Consider the following 16914-nt stretch of genomic DNA (forward strand, 5'->3'; position numbering starts at 1 on the left):
CGATATCTATTCACTTATCTTGCCATGACGCGGGATACTTCCAGCTGGAAAGGATCCAATTCTTTCTTCATAGCCAAAGCCTCGTCAATATCATAATCAACAAATTCGCCATGTTTATAGGCCACAACCCGATTGGATTTGCCGGAAATAAGGGCCTTTACCGCATAGGCTCCCATGATCGAAGCGTACACCCTGTCCTTGGCCGTCGGGCTGCCGCCCCGCTGCAAATGACCGAGAATCGTCGCCCGGGTCTCAATTCCCGTCGCCGCCTCTATACGGCGGGCCATACTTGTGGAATGGCCGATTCCCTCTGCATTAATAATAATATGATGGGTCTTGCCGATTTTACGACTCTTAATAATATGATCCACCAGAATCTGCTCGTCATAATTATAATTTTCCGGGAGCAGAATGTCTTCCGCGCCGTTCGCTATACCGCACCACAAAGCAATGTATCCGGCATTTCTGCCCATGACCTCGATGATACTGCACCGCTCATGGGAAGTAGACGTATCACGCACTTTATCTATAGCCTCCATGGCCGTATTGACCGCCGTGTCGAAACCAATCGTATAATCTGTGCAGGAAATATCCAAATCGATCGTTCCCGGAACGCCGATCGTATTGATCCCCAGGCTGGCCAGCTTCTGCGCCCCCCGGAAGGAACCGTCGCCGCCAATCACCACAATGCCGTCAATGCCATGTTTCCGACAGATTTCCGCGCCCCGCATCTGCCCTTCCTTCGTCATAAATTCCATACAACGGGCCGTATACAAAAATGTTCCGCCCTTATTCAAAATATCCGAAACACTTCCGGCATTTAAATCTATAATCTCTTCCTCCAGGAGCCCGGCATAGCCCTTCTGGATACCTTTTACCTTACATCCTTCTGTCACCGCAGTACGGACAACCGCGCGCACAGCCGCATTCATTCCCGGCGCATCACCGCCGCTTGTAAGTACGCCGATCGTCTTTATCTTTTCACTCATGTCATAACCTCCATCCTTGCGAACTGAGAATGATTTTATCTTGATATTTTAATACAGATTGCTTACCATTTCAAGACAGATTGCTGAAGTTTTACATTTTCCTCGCCAAAGGCATTGCCGAGCATTCCGATAACCCGCGAATCTCCCTGCACCGCATAACGATTTCCCAATCTTTTGACAGCCCTCTCTCTGGTACAGAAAATAACAATCCGGTCATTTCCGTCTTCTCCGTCAAGCATCCCGTACAATTCCTGTTCCCGCTGCATGTAAGCTTCTTTACTGTCAAACTTAATCCATATTTCCTTTGTCACCTCATCAAAAGGGATCATATTTTCACAGATCAGCTTTGCCTGCTGTTCCTCCAGGGCAGAAACTCTTCCCCGAATATAAACCTTTTGATCCACGGAAAGATATTTCTGATAGCGCTCATAATCCCTCGGGAAAATGATGACCTCCACGGCGCCCACCAAATCTTCCATGGTGATATAAGCCATCAACTGATTGTTTTTCGTTGACTTTACTGACTTTGAGGTGATCATTCCGCCGATAGTCACCCTTTCATTATCCTTTACCCGTGCTTCCTCCGTTCTTTCCTCAACATAAAAATCCGAAGAAACCGCCGTCACATTTTTTGTCAGGGACTGGGCATACTCCTCCAGCGGATGTCCGCTGATATAAATGCCGAGCACTTCCTTCTCAAAAGCCAGCTTCAATTCTTTATCATATTCACCCACATTCGGATAACGCACATCAAATTCCGCTTTATCCTCCTCGGATACAAAATCAAACAGACTCATCTGGCCCGTCATGGACTTTTTGCGCTCCTGATTCACCTGGTCCATAATCTGAACATAAACCATCATAAGCTGGCGCCGCGTCGCATGCAGTCCGTCCATCGCGCCGGATTTGATAAAGTTTTCCACCGTCCGCTTATTGACTTCTTTGCCCGACAACCGCTCAATAAAATCCTTCAGGCTGACAAACGGTCCATGGGCTTCCCTTTCCGCAACAATATTGTCGATCACTGAACGGCCCACACTTTTAATGGCCGACAGGGCATAACGGATATTTCCTCCGGAAACAGAGAAATCTCTCTCTCCTTCATTGATATCCGGCGGAAGGATCTGAATCCCCATCTTCCGGCATTCCATAATATATTCGGCAACCTTTATCGGGAAATCAATAACGGAAGTCAACAGCGCCGCCATAAATTCCACCGGATAATAATATTTTAACCAGGCCGTCTGATAAGATACCATCGTATAGGCGGCAGCATGGGATTTATTAAAAGCATAATTGGCAAAATCCGTCATATCATCAAAAATTTTATTTGCCACCCGCTCGTCAATCCCCCGGGCAATGCATCCCGGCACATTCATCTCTTTATTGCCATAGACAAAGTATTCCCGTTCCTTTGCCATAACATCCGCTTTCTTCTTTGATATGGCACGGCGCACCAGATCACTCCGCCCCAGATCATAACCGGCCAGCTTCATAACGATCTGCATAACCTGCTCCTGATAAACAATACAGCCGTAGGTCGGCATCAGAATTTCTTCCAATTCCGGGCAGTCGTACACTATGGATTCTCTGTTCTGCTTTCCTTTAATATATTTTGGGATAAAATCCATCGGCCCCGGCCGATAAAGGGAAATTCCCGCGATAATATCCTCCAGGCTGGACGGTTTCAGTTCCTTCATGAAATTTTTCATTCCGGCACTTTCCAGCTGGAACACGCCCTCCGTCTTGCCGGCGGAAAGCATTTCATAAACTCCGGGATCATCATAATCAATCGTATGCATATTCAGCGGTTCTTCCCGGTGATGATTGATCAGATTTACCGAATTTTGAATCACTGTCAATGTCCTCAGTCCCAAAAAGTCCATTTTTAAAAGACCGAGTTCCTCCAGCGTTGTCGCCGTAAACTGAGTGGTTACACAATCATCCACTCCTCTGCAGAGAGGTACAAATTCGTCCACCGCCTTCGGACTGATCACAACGCCGGCCGCATGAGTGGATGTATGCCTCGGAAGCCCCTCCAAACGCTTTGACATGTCAATCAACTCATGAATAACCTCATCCGAATCATACAGTTTTTTCAGCTCTGGATTCCTTTTCATCGCCAGTTCAATGGTCATATCCTTCTCCATAGGAATCATTTTTGCCACAGAATCCACCTGGGCATACGGGAGATTGAGCACCCGGCCCACATCCCGGATCACGCCACGGGCAGCCATTGTACCAAAGGTCACAATCTGCACAACCCGCTCACTGCCATATTTTCTTGCAACGTAATCGATAACTTCCTGCCGCCGTTCAAAACAGAAATCCACATCTATATCCGGCATGGTAACACGATTCGGATTCAAAAAACGCTCGAACAGCAGATTATATTTGATCGGATCCAAATCCGTAATCTCAAGACAGTAAGACACAAGGCTTCCCGCCGCAGAGCCTCGCCCCGGCCCCACAGCAATTCCCTGACTTTTTGCATAGTGAATAAAATCCCATACAATAAGAAAATAATCCACAAATCCCATATTTTTAATCGTGGAAAGTTCGTACTCCAGCCGTTCTTTTAATGTATCATCCGGTTGTTCATACCGCCGTGCGAGCCCATCCCATGTCAGTTTATTTAAATAGCTCCAGGAATCATATCCCTCCGGCACCGAAAACTGAGGCAGCTTATATTTTCCGAATTCAATATCTACCCGGCAGCGCTCCGCGATTTTATGTGTATTGTCACAAGCCGCCTTTGCATAAGGAAACAGCTTACGCATTTCCTCCTCAGACTTAATATAATACTGGCCGCCCTCATAGCGCATACGGTTCTCATCCGTCACCTTCTTGCCTGTCTGAATACAGAGCAGGATATCATGGGGCTTTTCATCCTCCGCATAGGTATAATGAATATCATTGGTCGCCACCAGTTCAATCCCCGTCTCCTGGCTCATCCGCAATAAACTCTGATTGACGGTTCTCTGAGCCGGGATCCCATGATCCTGGAGTTCCAAAAAGAAATTCCCCTTGCCAAAAACTTCCTGAAGTTCGAGGGCCTTTATCTTGGCATCCTCATAAAACCCTTTCTGAATATATTCGGGCACAATGCCGGCCAGACAGGCGCTGAGCGCAATAATTCCTTCATGATACTCCCGAAGGACTTCCATGTCCACCCTCGGTTTATAATAAAATCCTTCGGTAAAACCCCTTGAAACAAGCTTCATCAAATTATGATATCCCGTATTATTTTCCGCCAGCAGCACCAGATGATTGTATTTATTATCCTGCTGCCCCGCCTTATCAAACCGGGATTTTGGCGCAACATAGACCTCACAGCCGATGATCGGCCGAATTCCCGCCGCCTTCGCCGCCCTGTAAAATTCAATTACTCCGTACATAACACCGTGATCCGTTATCGCCACACTGTCCATGCCGAGTTCTTTCGTCCGCGCAACAAGCTCCTTCACCTTATTCGAGCCATCCAACAGACTGTATTCCGTATGCACATGCAAATGGGTAAATGCCATTTAAAATCACCTTTATCATTTCTCTGCTATTTATTATCTCACAACTGTTCACAGTATATCATAAAACAAGGAAATTTGGAAACTCCCTGTCAAATAAATCTCTTGTTATTTTTCAATGAATTCTCTATAATATTCCTTAGACATTCGATGAATAACAAACAACCGGGAGGGGATTTTATGGCTTTTCATTTAATCGATATGGAAACATGGGAACGCCGCGAACATTACAAATATTATCAGACAATGGTTCATTCCAGCTATACATTAAACGCGAATATACGAATAACAAACCTTTTAAAAGAAATAAAACAACGGGGGCTTCGCTTCTATCCGGCCTACATTTACATGGCATCCACTGCCGTCAACCGCATTAAGGAAATGCGTATGGCCCACGACAGCGAGCATCGACTGGGATATTGGGACGAATGTCATCCGTCCTACACCATATTCCATAAAGATGACCACACCTTTTCTGACATATGGTCCGAATACAATAAGGACTTTTCCGTTTTTTATCAAAACTGTATCCGGGACATGGAAACATGGAAGGACGTCAAGGGTGTAAAGACCAAACCGGATAAACCGGAGAACTTTACGCCGATTTCCTGCGTTCCATGGCTTTCCTACACTTCACAGTGCTACGACACGCCAATGAAATCGCCGATGCTTTTCCCGGTTATTCTGTGCGGAAAATATTTTGAACAGAACGGTGAGATTCTTCTGCCTTTCTCTGCCTATGTCCAGCATATGGTGTCCGATGGATATCATACCTCACTTTTGATCAACACTGTTCAGGAGATTGCTGATGATTACGAAGAATGGTTATAGGAAAGAAATGCCTGCTCCGTTTACCAATGGGGCAGGCACTATTAAAAATATTGTTTTCAAGCAACGGCTCCGGCAGCCTATTCACCGGTTTTCCCGCATTTTGGAGGTTCCTCATTCAAAGAGCAAAGGGAATCTTCCCCAAAATAAAGTTTTGTCAGATTTGAATATGAAAAATTTCCTAACAAGATGTTTTTCCTCCTTGCTTTTTTGTCTCCTCTGAACCGGACATTACTTCAAGCTGTTATATGTTTTATCGTCTACCGCTTCCAGCCACTCATTGGAACCGTTCTCACCGGGAACTTCAACGGCCAGATGCGAAAACCAGCTATCTTTTGCCGCGCCATGCCAGTGCTTTACGCCGACCGGGATATTGACAACATCTCCCGGCCGCAGTTCCTGCGCTTCTTTTCCTTCTTCCTGATAATACCCACGCCCTGCGACACAGATCAGGATCTGCCCGCCGCCTTTATCCGCATGATGGATATGCCAGTTGTTGCGGCATCCCGGTTCAAAAGTCACATTGAAAATTCCAACCTGTGATGTGGAAAGCGGCGCAAGATAACTCTGACCAACAAAATACTGTGCAAACCCGTCATTCGGCTTGCCGATAGGAAATACCATCTCTGCCGCATGGGCAGCTTTTGCATCCCCGCCTGCCGGCTCATCTTTCCACACATCCTTTGCCATACGGAACACCGCCCAGCCCTTTGGCCATCCTACATAAAAAGCGGCATGGGTGATGATCGCCGCTGCTTCCGCTTTAGTTACGCCATGTGCTTTCGCATTTTCCAGATGATACACCAGCGAGGAGTCCGTAATCCCCGAAGCCATCAACGCAACCATTGTTACAATGCAGCGTGTTTTCAGATCAATATCCTGATTATTCCAGTTTTCTCCGAACAGCACATCGTCATTATAATGCGCAAACTCCGGCGCGAAGTCTCCTAACTGCAGCTTTCCTGCTGTCTGTACAATTTTCTCCATTGTCTTATCCTCCTTCATTTATACAACATTTCCTGCTTTTTGTTTTCCATTCTGTGCCATGACGCCCACAAGGGCATGAGGAACATACAACTCCTCCAGATAACAAATCTCGGCTTCCGTTAGTTTCAACTCCACCGCTTTTACCGCGCCATCCACATGGGTAATTTTTGTTGCTCCAACCACAGGCGCTGTCACCTTTGTCAGAAGCCATGCAAGAGAAACCTCCGTCATGGAAACACCGCGTTTCTCCGCGATCTCTTCTACACGCCGGATAATCTTTCCATCAACATCTGCCGTAGCGTCATATTTAAACCGTGCATAGGCATCCTCTTCCAGCCGCTTTGAAGTTTCTCCGGGATGGCGGGCCAATCTTCCGCTTGCCAGCACGCTGTATGGCGTCATGGCAATATTTTCCGAATAACAGAAAGGCGCCATTTCCCGTTCTTCCTCACGGGCAATCAGGTTATAATGCCCCTGGACGGATACAAACTCTGCAAACCTCTGTGACCTTGCGTAATCATTCGCCTTGGCAAGCTGCCACGCAAAACAATTGGAAATACCAATATAACGGGCTTTTCCTGCCTTTACGACATTATTCAGTCCTTCCATAATCTCCTCCATCGGGGTATGATAGTCCCACATATGGTAAATATAGAGATCGACATAATCCATGCCGAGATTTTCAAGGCTCTGATTCAGGTAATTTTCAATATGCTGCTGTCCGCTGACGCCAGAATCAATCTCCTCCTGTGTGCGCGGAGTAAATTTTGTAGCGATGACATATTCATCACGCTTCGCAAAATCCCGGAGAGCCTTTCCCACAAACTGCTCACTGGTTCCATTTTGGTAGACAATCGCTGTATCATAAAAATTAATGCCAAGCTCCAGGCCATGCTTTATGATCTCTCTCGTCTGATTTTCATCCACTGTCCAGCTATGCTGTCCGGTTGCCGCATTGCCAAAACCCATGCAGCCCATACAGATGCGGGATACGTTCAAATCCGATTTTCCTAAATACGTATACTTCATCATTTTCCTTTCTGCCGTATCAGCTTTTTTCATCTTACATTTACATTTCCTGACTTTGGCATTTTGCCCTTCCGCATCAACAGTTAAAATAATCCGAAATTTCCTCCATCCTTGCCACTTGATCTACATGGAACGGACACCGCTTATTGCAATGCCCGCAGCGGACGCAGGCATCGGCCTTAACAGTAAGATTTTCATAATGGCTTTTTGCCAGTAAATCACCTGCTCTGGAAAGATCATAGTATTTGTTGATCAGTCCCACATCCAGCCCCACAGGACAGGGCTGGCAATGATTGCAGTAGACACATTTCCCTGCGGCATCCTGCGGTGCAAAAGAACCGAGAATCGAGTAGTCCCTTGCCTCCGGCGCAGCATCTAAGAATCCGAGAATCCGTTTAAGATCGTCCATGTTGCGGACACCGGGAAGCACGGTCAAGACACCCGGTTTATCCAAAGCATACTGAATACACTGATATTCCGTCAGCTCTTTCCCAAAAGGTGAGGTTTCCGCTTTTAATAGCTGCCCTCCGCTAAAGGCTTTCATCACGGAGATACCCACACCCTCTGCTTCGCAGCGGCGGTACAGGTTCATTCTTTCTGCTACACTGCCAACCGCATAGCTGTCTGCCGCATAATTCGGTTCAGTGCTTCCTGCGTAATCATAAGCAGGATTGATGCTGAACATCAGCATATCCAAAATCCCCATATCAAGCACTTCGTTCACAAGAAGCGGAGTATGGGAAGAAAGACCGATGTGTCTGACCACGCCAGCCTTTTTCAGTTCTTCAATATAACGAATGATCCCAGCTTTTTCTACTTCATACAGATCCGCCGATTCATCAATGCAATGAAGAAATCCAAAATCAATATAATCTGTCTGCAGCGCCTTTAGCTGCCAGTCAACAGATCGTTTAATAGTATCCAGGTTTGTTGTCCAGCCATAAACTCCTGTTTCATAATTCGCCCCAAAATGAATCTGGAAATATGCCTTATCCCGCATTCCTTTTACAGCACGCCCATAGGCGGCAAAGGGCTTTGCTTCCGATGAAGCCATATCAAAATAGTTGATTCCATTCTCCATAGCGGCGGTTATGATCTTCTCAATCTCTTTTTCGTCTGACACCTGAATGGAGCTGGTGCCGATTCCAAGAACGCTGATCTGTTCTGTCCCCTTCGGCAGTTTACGGTATTGCATAAGTGTTTCCTCCCTTCAATAGCCGATGCCTTCCAGCCAGTTTTGTATCGTTTTCTGTGACTGCGGTATATCCTCACGGTACACATCCGGCACATTGCCTTCAAACTCCTGTTTAAGGAGCATATAGAAGGAACATTCCAAGGATCTTGCTCCAATGAAAGCCCAAATGAATACTCATCAGCACAAACATTCCTACTCCAAACCACTCATGAAGCTCCTGCCCGGTGATTTGATAAGCCATCAGAAGAAGGAGCAATACCGTCATCAGGAAGTCAATTCCCATTTTCATTTTCACTTTTGGTTTCAAATGACATCTCCTCCTCCCTTTGGCCATATGTCCATTGTCTGATATTCTGATCATTATTCAAAGTTCAAGCCAAGGCCGTTTACCCATTCCATCACAGTGTCCCGGGAATCGCTGCCGCTTAAGCGTTGGCCGGAAATCCACTGGGCTCCGTTTGTGAGCTCTTCCAGATTGGCTGCGCTGGAGCCCATACCGCTGCCGCCGGAAGTACAGAAAGGCACAATGGTTTTGCCGGAGAAATCATAACTCTCCACAAAAGTGCTGATAATTCTCGGCGCTTCTCCCCGCCAGATGGGATAGCCGATGAATACAATGTCATACTGTTCCATGTTCTCCACGCTGCCGGAGATGACGGGACGGACATCCGGATCACTCATTTCAATAGTGGCGCGGCTGTTGTTATTGTTATAGTCAAGGTCCGCATCCGTGTAAGGTTCTTCCGGAACAATCTCATAAATATCTGCATTCAAACCGTTTGCGATATGTTCCGCTACACCCTTCGTAGTACCCGTCGCAGAAAAATAAGCGATCAGAACTTTGCTCTCCTGTGCATCAGGAATATCCGTTTCTTCCGGCTGGCTTTCAGGAACACCCATATTCTCCGCATCCGTACTGCTGTTTTCTGCAGCTTCTTCCATGCTTGACGTGCTTTCCACAGAATCTTCTTCCGTGGTCGGCTGCCCTGTCTGGCTTGCAGATTTTCCGCAGGCTGCAAGTCCTAAAACCATACCCAAAAAAAGTAAAATAGCAATTATTTTTTTCATCATAAAAACCTCCTTAAATTTTTATTTCCGCGAGCAACGAGTCAAGTGACTGCTTGCAGGCATTAGGCCCTGCCAATAGGGATAACATCAACAGAAAAATTTGGATTATCTGTCTGTACATAGAAAATGTCCATATTACGGTATGCCTCGCAATAGGTAATATTACCATTCGGATTGTATTGGTTTCATAGACAACCTTCTTTTATTGTTGCTCTTTTATTTTGCAGATCATATAATCGATTGTATCAAGAGACTGCTGCTTTTTATGTATCTCGTCAAGCAATTTATACCGGCATTTTCGCAGCATCCTTATTTGCATTTCCCAGTCTTCGCACCCGGAAATTGTGGCAATTTCTTCCTGGCTTAATCCGGCTTTTACAAGGGAATAATAATCTGGTTTCATGAAATGACACTCCCTCCCATACAATAGAAAACATGCTGCTCAAATTTTCTATTTTTATAAATAAAAATGTAGATGCAGAAATCGAAGCAATTTGCTTCCCCCTACACCTACATTATATTCTTTTACATAACTTATATCAAATACTTGGTTTTTATGGCTTACCAATGCCTAAAAAGCATTAAATATGTCCAATAAATTTTGTACTGGCTGCGTGATGTGTCAAACTTTCGAGGCTTTTGTGATGCTTTCTTCCCTGGCTGCGATCAGAAAACAGCGAAGAACCCTGATTTCCATATTTGAATTTCTTTCGCCTTTATCTAAACCTATTCATCTCTTGCTCTCTTCTTTTGTATGCGCTTTTTTATATAAGCACTTCCTCTCATAACCCCAAATAAAAACATTAATCCATTGTACTTTTCTTGGCAAAAATAATATTTTTAGATATCTCCGATAAAGTCTCTTCCCTTAACTTATCATCATCTATTTTATTTGCAATCGAATTTGCAAGCAAAAGGTTATTACTCTCAGCAAATTTTGCATGAAATTTAACTGCCGCCTCGATGTTTTTAGTGTACATTTTAATAAAAATAGCTCCTATAAAATCCACAACAATTCCACTCAAACTGCCCACAAACAACAGGACTTTATCTGAATTCAAAGATGTATACAGATACAAACTTGCTACTACTATCAATATGCCAAATATAATCATCATAATACCAAGCCCTGAAAGAAATTTTGTTTGGGTTAAATTCATATCATAATATCTCATTAACTCTTTTTGATTCATTCTGAACATTTTTTCTGCCCTTAAAGCTCTTTTCTCAGGATCAATTTGTGAAAATTCTTTTTCTTCTCTACGGGCATCTTCATCCAGTTTTTCCATTTTCTTTGACTCTTTATAATCAAAGAAACAGCTTACAGATACCATAAAACAGATAAATGCACAAGCCCCTATAGCATATACCATTATTTGTCCAATTGGAAATTCAATAAATTTATTATATATCTGAAAGGCAACAAACGTAAGAAGCAAACCAAATACAAGACCACCTATCAATCCATTCATATCTTTTTGTGATTTTTTCTGAATTTTCTTCTCAGTCTTATTGCTATCATTTTTTTCTTGTTCTTCCACCACATTCCACTTCCTCATCTATGTAAAAAATATTATAGTTGGCAACACTTTTCCCTGAAATATAAATAATATACATATGGCAGACAACCTTATAGATTACCTGCCATATAAAATAAGTAATATACCCTTGTACTACTCGAACTCGGCGTGTCCTTTGCTATTCTTAACTATATTTATTTAAGTTTTGTGCAAATGCGCACCGGTTTTTACTTCAATTACATCATTTATTCTGGCTTACTGATTTTCTGTTGCCAAAATGTTGCCACACATTTATAATAAACAAAATTTCGCAAAAACTCAATGCTTAATATACTAATCCGCCACCATTTTACGATTGCAACGTCTAATAGAATTAGGCAACATTATATCTATTTCTTCTTCGGAAAAAGTCTGCTCTTCCTCTGTTTTTAATGCCTTCTGAGCCGCCTGATAACTTTTTACATCTGTTCGTGGTGAGTTGCTGTATACTTCTGCTGTTCTTTCTTGCAATTCATCACGCTTATTTCTTATTTCAACTACATCTAACAATTCAAAATCAGTTAGCAATGACACATATTCTTCTCGTATTTTCCACAACAAATCAGAAGCCTTTTTATGTTCTTGCGCTATACCAGAAAGGTTAAAATTCTTTATATATGTATTCAAAATAAGCAATGCCAATGAAACCACTGCGCCTATTATACTTGCAATATTATCATCAGAAAATATTGCAACAACAAAACCACTCGTAGTAACTCCCGAAAGAACAATTTGCCATACCTTTATTGTATCATCTAACTTCACTGTTCTATTTATAAATTTATCATGGCAGGTCTGGGAATATGTAACCCTTCCATATGCCTCCCGTATCTGCGATTCCAATTTATATCCTTGACTATTCCGGGAATTTCGTTCCATAAATCTCTCTCCATTTCTGCTTAGACGAATATGAACAATTATTATTTTCATATGAAATAGCTGTGAGTGCATTATCGTATGCCGTCTTTGCTTTTGTCTGAAAATTTCCTGTTTTCCATACATAACGCAAACTTCCAGGCGCCAACCAATAACTTTGATCCTTATCTATATCCTTAAGATATTTAAAAAAATCTCTACTCATATAATCATAATACAAATACGATTTATCTTTATATTCCCAATTATTGATAAATTTATAAGCTAATGTATCTATTAGTATTCCACTCATTGGCACACTGCACTTCCCTTTCCATGCTCTGGCCATTCTACAAAGACGCTTCAAATTTTTATTTGTGTCCTTATTTCTAGAATTCATAGCATCAATCTCCTTTTTGGGATCCGTTATTCTCCAACTTCCACCATTATTCGAATCTGGATATGTATAGCTCCCGTTATCATTGATAAATGCTGGAACAATTTCAAAATTGATTCCATCCGAAAAATTGATTCCTATTACCTGACCATCCCCTTTTATATACGATGTACTATAGGTTTTTTGCAAAATCCCTTTTACTTCTTGCAATAGTGCTGACTGCCCATTGCTTGTGTAAGCATCAAACTTTTTATATGTTGCATATGGCAACTGCACAATAATATCTATATCACTTGTCCATATTTCCGTACCTCTTCCATATGAACCAACATATAAACTATGCATTGTTTCTGATGAGCTATTCCAATAATCAAGGTTTATCCTTTTTGTTATCTGATGATAACGATATTGTATCGTTGATACAGTATCCGAACTCATTCTTAAATTTGTACAAAATGTTGAAAAATAATCACTTACTGACATAATCTGCTCCCTTTCTAATCAAATAATAATATACCAATTTCTATATTAGTGTTGTACCTATAATTCTAAAAACAACTCATTTGTTTTCAGGAAATTTTCTGTTTGTCTTATGTATTCCTGGCAAATTTTATTCCCTTTTTGCATTCGCTTGACTGTACATTCCCACACAATCAAACACTTAATCCCTTTATTCTGCAATTCCATTCTGACAACATAATCTCTTTTTATATTCGCTTCAAATTTTTTCTGCCAGAATTCAACCCTTGATTTTGGCATATACGCATACTGACAACCAGAATGTCTGTGCCAGAAGCATCCATGAATAAAAATCGCAGTATTGTATTTCCGAAGATAAATGTCCGGATGTCCGGGTATCTTCTTTGAATTAAGGCTATATCTGTATCCCTGTGCAAAAAGTAATTTTCTGAAATATATTTCCGGCTTGGTATCCTTTGAACGAATCGCCGCCATATTTTTACTTCGTTCCTCTGGGCTTTTTATATCCATTTTATTTGCCCTCAATCATTTTGACATATTGCACAAACCGGGCTAATGTCCATATTCTGTCTCTGCGATCTTTTGGATATGTCACTATGTAAGGCTTCGGCACAACCAATATAACATTTTCCGCCTGCATTTCGTCCATCTGCGCCCCGGATATTCCCTGTTGAAGTGTACAGAGATATTTGGGCTTATCTCTTAGCCGATCTGCCTCATTCAGCACCTGCCTCCATCTGTCCTTACAGGTTGTTTTTGCTGCCAGAGAAATAATATAGTCTGTTGAAAAATCGTAATTATGGTATGCTTCCTGCGAGGGAAACAGAAAATCCGGCTTCTTATTACCCTCTGTAACTGCCTGGGATGAATATTCTATACCATTTCCGTCAAATATTGCTGACAAATGATGTTCAAGGCTTTTTCCCGCCCGACTCTTCCTACGATTTAACACTACATTAGCAACTCTTACAAATTCATCCACTGACTGAAATCCCTTTGTAATAACCTCACCATATCTTGCATATTCCAATGCTCTGAAAAGAGTATATTCCATATTTGTCCAACTGATAATTTTTTCGTCAGGATTAGTAAGAATATATTCTATATGATCATATGCCTTTTCTTCTATTGTTCTGGCTGCCGCCGACATTATATCCGATGCTGGAAAGTCTACGTCAAGACTACTGATAAACTCCTGTATTGCCAGTTTTTCCTGTGTCTCTGACGATACCTTTCCTGTATCAATAAGACTGTTTGTTTCTGTAGGGCTAATGCCAAATGTGTCAAGAAATTCTTCTATTTCCTCATCTGTTTCCAGAAAATATCCACAATAATCAATATTGGTCTGTTGTGTAAATACAAATAACGCTCCTGTCTGCTCAGGTTTTAAAAACGGAAATCCTCTCCCAAATCGTGTAATTCTCAGTTCATTTTTACTTTCGTAGTATGTAAAGCTGCTTTCTGTTTCAAAATCGTCCTGCCATCTGATTTTTACGGTTCTTTTGGGGATGTTTTCCTGCTCAAGTTCCTGTCTGCTGAACATCATCTCTACAGCCGATTTTGAGATCAGAATTCCAGACTGATGACCCCCTGTTGCTCCTGTATCATTTGCAGAGAGAAATTTGCAAAATCCTTTTTCACTGTTTAGAACAGATTTTATCGCCTGTCCGGCATATCCTGTAGTCATCTAAATCACCATCCTTTGTAATTCTTTTCCCTCTGCCAAATCCATTTCTTCAATTTTCTTTACTATCAGTTTTGCGACATTTTCCATCAATGGCACTACAACAGAATTTCCGAACTGTTTATATGCCTGTGTATCAGACACCGGGATTTTAAAATCATCCGGGAATCCCTGCAATCTGGCACATTCACGAGGTGTAAGTCTCCTCGGATTTTTTCCTTCCTGCTCAATCAGTATTTCTGAACCATCCTTATAATATCTTGCACTGATTGTTCTTGATACACCATCTAATGGTGCAATACCATATCCGAATCCGTTTCCTGCCGCTTTATGTTTTGCCGCATAATTCTGGAGATAGGTCCAGAGTTTGTCCGATAATGTATATTTTTCATCAACACTTTCATCCAGAATATCACGCATAACAGGTTTTGGAAATTTAGGTGTCAATTCAAAATCAAACTGTACACTCTTTCCATACTTTTTACGGTCAAATCCCACAATAAGGATACGTTCTCTGTGTTGCGGCACGTAATTCTGTCCATCCAGGACAGCATAAAATACACTGTAATCCAATTCCTCCAATGATTCCAATATAACCTTAAAAGTTCTACCTCTGTCATGACTGCACAGGTTTTTTACATTCTCCAGCATAAAGGCTTTGGGTCTTTTTTCTTTTAAAATCCTGCAAACATCAAAAAAGAGTGTTCCCTGTGTTTTATCCTCAAATCCTGTCGCTCTTCCAAGACTATTCTTTTTTGAAACACCTGCAATGGAAAATGGCTGACAGGGAAAGCCGGCTACCAGAATATCGTGATCTGGTATAGACGAAGCTGATACCTGCGTAATATCTCCCTCCGGCTGTTCTCCAAAATTAGCAAAATATGTCTGCTGACTGTACTTATTCCACTCATTAGAATAAACACAATGTCCGCCCGCCCTTTCAAAAGCAATTCGCATTCCACCTATTCCGGCAAACAAATCAATAAAGGTAAACTGGCGTTCTTTCACCTCCCGTTGCTTTCTTCTCATATCGGTAACATAATACGCAACCGCTTCTCTTACACAATCCTGCATTGTCTGTTCTGTCATCACAGAATATGCGTTTAGTTCATTATACAACTCATCATCGACCCTTAAATGTACCTGTTTCATTCGCATCACTCCTGGGAAATAATTTATACCTGATTTTTCCCTTATTATACTATCAAACCATCCCAAAATCAAGCAGAATCTCTCGAACATATATTCTTTTTGTTCCCCACCAGTCAGTCAAGCGTAAACTTCACGGCTGTGCCGATCTTGACTAACTGGCAGGGATTCTCTTCATGACAGCTAAGAGGGCCTTAAGCCGCCCTCCGCCTGTCAGCGGGCTTCACGATTATGCTTTTTCCTTGCAGCTCGTTTCTGCCCAGCTTCTATCTGCTCCTGTTGCTTCGCCAGGCCAATAGCAGCATTTACCTGTTCAGAGCCGACCACCGCCTTTACACGTCCAAAATCCGCTGCTACTAATCGAAGTTCCCGGGTTTCTTCCAAGACTTCTTCCAGCCTGTTTGTCAGCCGCTCGTTTCCGCTCCGTTCCCTGTTATAAGCTGCCTGCAGCTTTGCAAACTTATTTGAAATATCCAGATATGCCGAATAAACAGAGCGCATGACCTGTACAATTTTCTTTACCAGCGGCTTTGCTTTCTTCTCCCGATACGACTTTGCAGATTCCATAACCACCGCTTCTGGAAGTGTCTGCTCCGGGTCTGCGGAAAAGTCTGCCGCCAGCTTCTCCATATTCTTAACCATAGGGGCAAGTTCATTCATACGTTTCTGTTATTTATCTACCTGTTTCTGCACTTTCTCCGCTTCCTGCCGGGACTTCTGTAAAACTTCCTGCAAGGAACAAATTTCATCATCAACCTGTAATAATTGTTCATGGAGATTTTCATTGATTTCTTCATAAGTAGCATTCTCTTCCTGCAATTCCGCTTTCTTCGTTTCCAGTTCTGCAACTTCCTTTGCCCGCTCCTTTTTCTCAAAATCCAGAACGGATAAATGCTTCTCATGTGTGCCTTTCTTCTCCCATTCAATTCCATGTTCCTGCATAATCGTAGCAAGCTGCTCCTTTTCAGCCGCTACCCACTGATTTAATTCAGTTTCCCGCCTTGTACCGCTTTTGAATCCGAGAGCAGATAATGCCTGTTTCAGAGATACCCTAGTACATCATCTATTATTTGACTACACTTTTTATTTGTTTTGTGTTATACTCTAATCAGTGCTATCGAAAGGAGTATAACCATGAATACGCCAAAGCCTTTAATACTTACAACCGAA

Annotated in this window: 16 protein-coding genes and 1 pseudogene; 1 reads left to right on the forward strand and 16 read right to left on the reverse strand. The window is 42.5% G+C overall.

Features of this window, described 5'->3' with window-relative positions; all coding sequences use genetic code 11:
• Nucleotides 1-14: 14 nt before the first annotated feature.
• The gene (gene pfkA / locus ACMN7X_RS13915) at nucleotides 15-989 is read right to left on the reverse strand and encodes a 6-phosphofructokinase (RefSeq protein WP_418748055.1); all 975 of its coding nucleotides are present in this window, start codon (nucleotides 987-989) and stop codon (nucleotides 15-17) included.
• Nucleotides 990-1051: 62 nt separating this feature from the next.
• Entirely contained in the window at nucleotides 1052-4516 is a 3465-nt protein-coding gene (locus ACMN7X_RS13920; protein ID WP_418748056.1) for a DNA polymerase III subunit alpha, read from the reverse strand.
• Between the two features lie 177 nt (nucleotides 4517-4693).
• Between ACMN7X_RS13920 and ACMN7X_RS13925 the strand changes: the two genes are divergently transcribed.
• Nucleotides 4694-5344, forward strand: coding sequence for a CatA-like O-acetyltransferase (locus tag ACMN7X_RS13925; RefSeq protein ID WP_418748057.1), 651 nt, complete (start codon nucleotides 4694-4696; stop codon nucleotides 5342-5344).
• 228 nt (nucleotides 5345-5572) lie between these two features.
• Here the strand turns inward: ACMN7X_RS13925 and ACMN7X_RS13930 are convergent, their stop codons facing one another.
• From ACMN7X_RS13930 to ACMN7X_RS13995, 14 genes and pseudogenes are all read right to left on the reverse strand, one after another.
• Nucleotides 5573-6328 carry a carboxymuconolactone decarboxylase family protein gene (locus ACMN7X_RS13930; protein ID WP_418748058.1) on the reverse strand — a complete coding sequence of 252 codons (756 nt, stop codon included), beginning with the start codon at nucleotides 6326-6328 and terminating at the stop codon, nucleotides 5573-5575.
• An 18-nt stretch (nucleotides 6329-6346) separates the two neighbouring features.
• Nucleotides 6347-7357 carry an aldo/keto reductase gene (locus ACMN7X_RS13935; RefSeq protein ID WP_418748072.1) on the reverse strand — a complete coding sequence of 337 codons (1011 nt, stop codon included), beginning with the start codon at nucleotides 7355-7357 and terminating at the stop codon, nucleotides 6347-6349.
• Between the two features lie 76 nt (nucleotides 7358-7433).
• Nucleotides 7434-8552: an aldo/keto reductase gene (locus ACMN7X_RS13940; protein ID WP_418748059.1), complete on the reverse strand. Its 1119-nt coding sequence runs from the start codon at nucleotides 8550-8552 to the stop codon at nucleotides 7434-7436.
• A 112-nt stretch (nucleotides 8553-8664) separates the two neighbouring features.
• Complete coding sequence (locus ACMN7X_RS13945) at nucleotides 8665-8859, reverse strand: hypothetical protein (RefSeq protein ID WP_418748060.1); 195 nt, start codon at nucleotides 8857-8859, stop codon at nucleotides 8665-8667.
• A 53-nt stretch (nucleotides 8860-8912) separates the two neighbouring features.
• Entirely contained in the window at nucleotides 8913-9620 is a 708-nt protein-coding gene (locus tag ACMN7X_RS13950) for a flavodoxin (protein WP_418748073.1), read from the reverse strand.
• A gap of 202 nt (nucleotides 9621-9822) precedes the next feature.
• Nucleotides 9823-10023, reverse strand: a complete 201-nt coding sequence (locus ACMN7X_RS13955; RefSeq protein WP_418748061.1) for a hypothetical protein — start codon at nucleotides 10021-10023, stop codon at nucleotides 9823-9825.
• 400 nt (nucleotides 10024-10423) lie between these two features.
• Nucleotides 10424-11161 carry a TRADD-N-associated membrane domain-containing protein gene (locus tag ACMN7X_RS13960; RefSeq protein WP_418748062.1) on the reverse strand — a complete coding sequence of 246 codons (738 nt, stop codon included), beginning with the start codon at nucleotides 11159-11161 and terminating at the stop codon, nucleotides 10424-10426.
• A 312-nt stretch (nucleotides 11162-11473) separates the two neighbouring features.
• Nucleotides 11474-12058: an SLATT domain-containing protein gene (locus ACMN7X_RS13965; RefSeq protein WP_418748063.1), complete on the reverse strand. Its 585-nt coding sequence runs from the start codon at nucleotides 12056-12058 to the stop codon at nucleotides 11474-11476.
• The gene (locus ACMN7X_RS13970) at nucleotides 12036-12914 is read right to left on the reverse strand and encodes an SMODS domain-containing nucleotidyltransferase (RefSeq protein ID WP_418748064.1); all 879 of its coding nucleotides are present in this window, start codon (nucleotides 12912-12914) and stop codon (nucleotides 12036-12038) included. Before ACMN7X_RS13970 ends, ACMN7X_RS13965 begins: the two co-directional genes overlap by 23 nt.
• Before the next feature lie 57 nt (nucleotides 12915-12971).
• On the reverse strand, nucleotides 12972-13421 hold the full coding sequence (locus ACMN7X_RS13975; RefSeq protein ID WP_418748065.1) for a very short patch repair endonuclease: 450 nt from the start codon (nucleotides 13419-13421) through the stop codon (nucleotides 12972-12974).
• Nucleotide 13422: 1 nt separating this feature from the next.
• Nucleotides 13423-14598, reverse strand: coding sequence for a type II restriction endonuclease (locus ACMN7X_RS13980; RefSeq protein WP_418748066.1), 1176 nt, complete (start codon nucleotides 14596-14598; stop codon nucleotides 13423-13425).
• The gene (gene dcm, locus ACMN7X_RS13985) at nucleotides 14599-15747 is read right to left on the reverse strand and encodes a DNA (cytosine-5-)-methyltransferase (protein WP_418748067.1); all 1149 of its coding nucleotides are present in this window, start codon (nucleotides 15745-15747) and stop codon (nucleotides 14599-14601) included.
• Nucleotides 15748-15957: 210 nt separating this feature from the next.
• Entirely contained in the window at nucleotides 15958-16404 is a 447-nt protein-coding gene (locus ACMN7X_RS13990) for a hypothetical protein (RefSeq protein ID WP_418748068.1), read from the reverse strand.
• A 174-nt stretch (nucleotides 16405-16578) separates the two neighbouring features.
• Nucleotides 16579-16800: pseudogene (locus ACMN7X_RS13995) on the reverse strand (recombinase); the annotation flags it as partial.
• Nucleotides 16801-16914: the final 114 nt, after the last annotated feature.

This window comes from Frisingicoccus sp. (assembly GCF_048388605.1).
GTDB lineage: Bacteria > Bacillota > Clostridia > Lachnospirales > Lachnospiraceae > Frisingicoccus.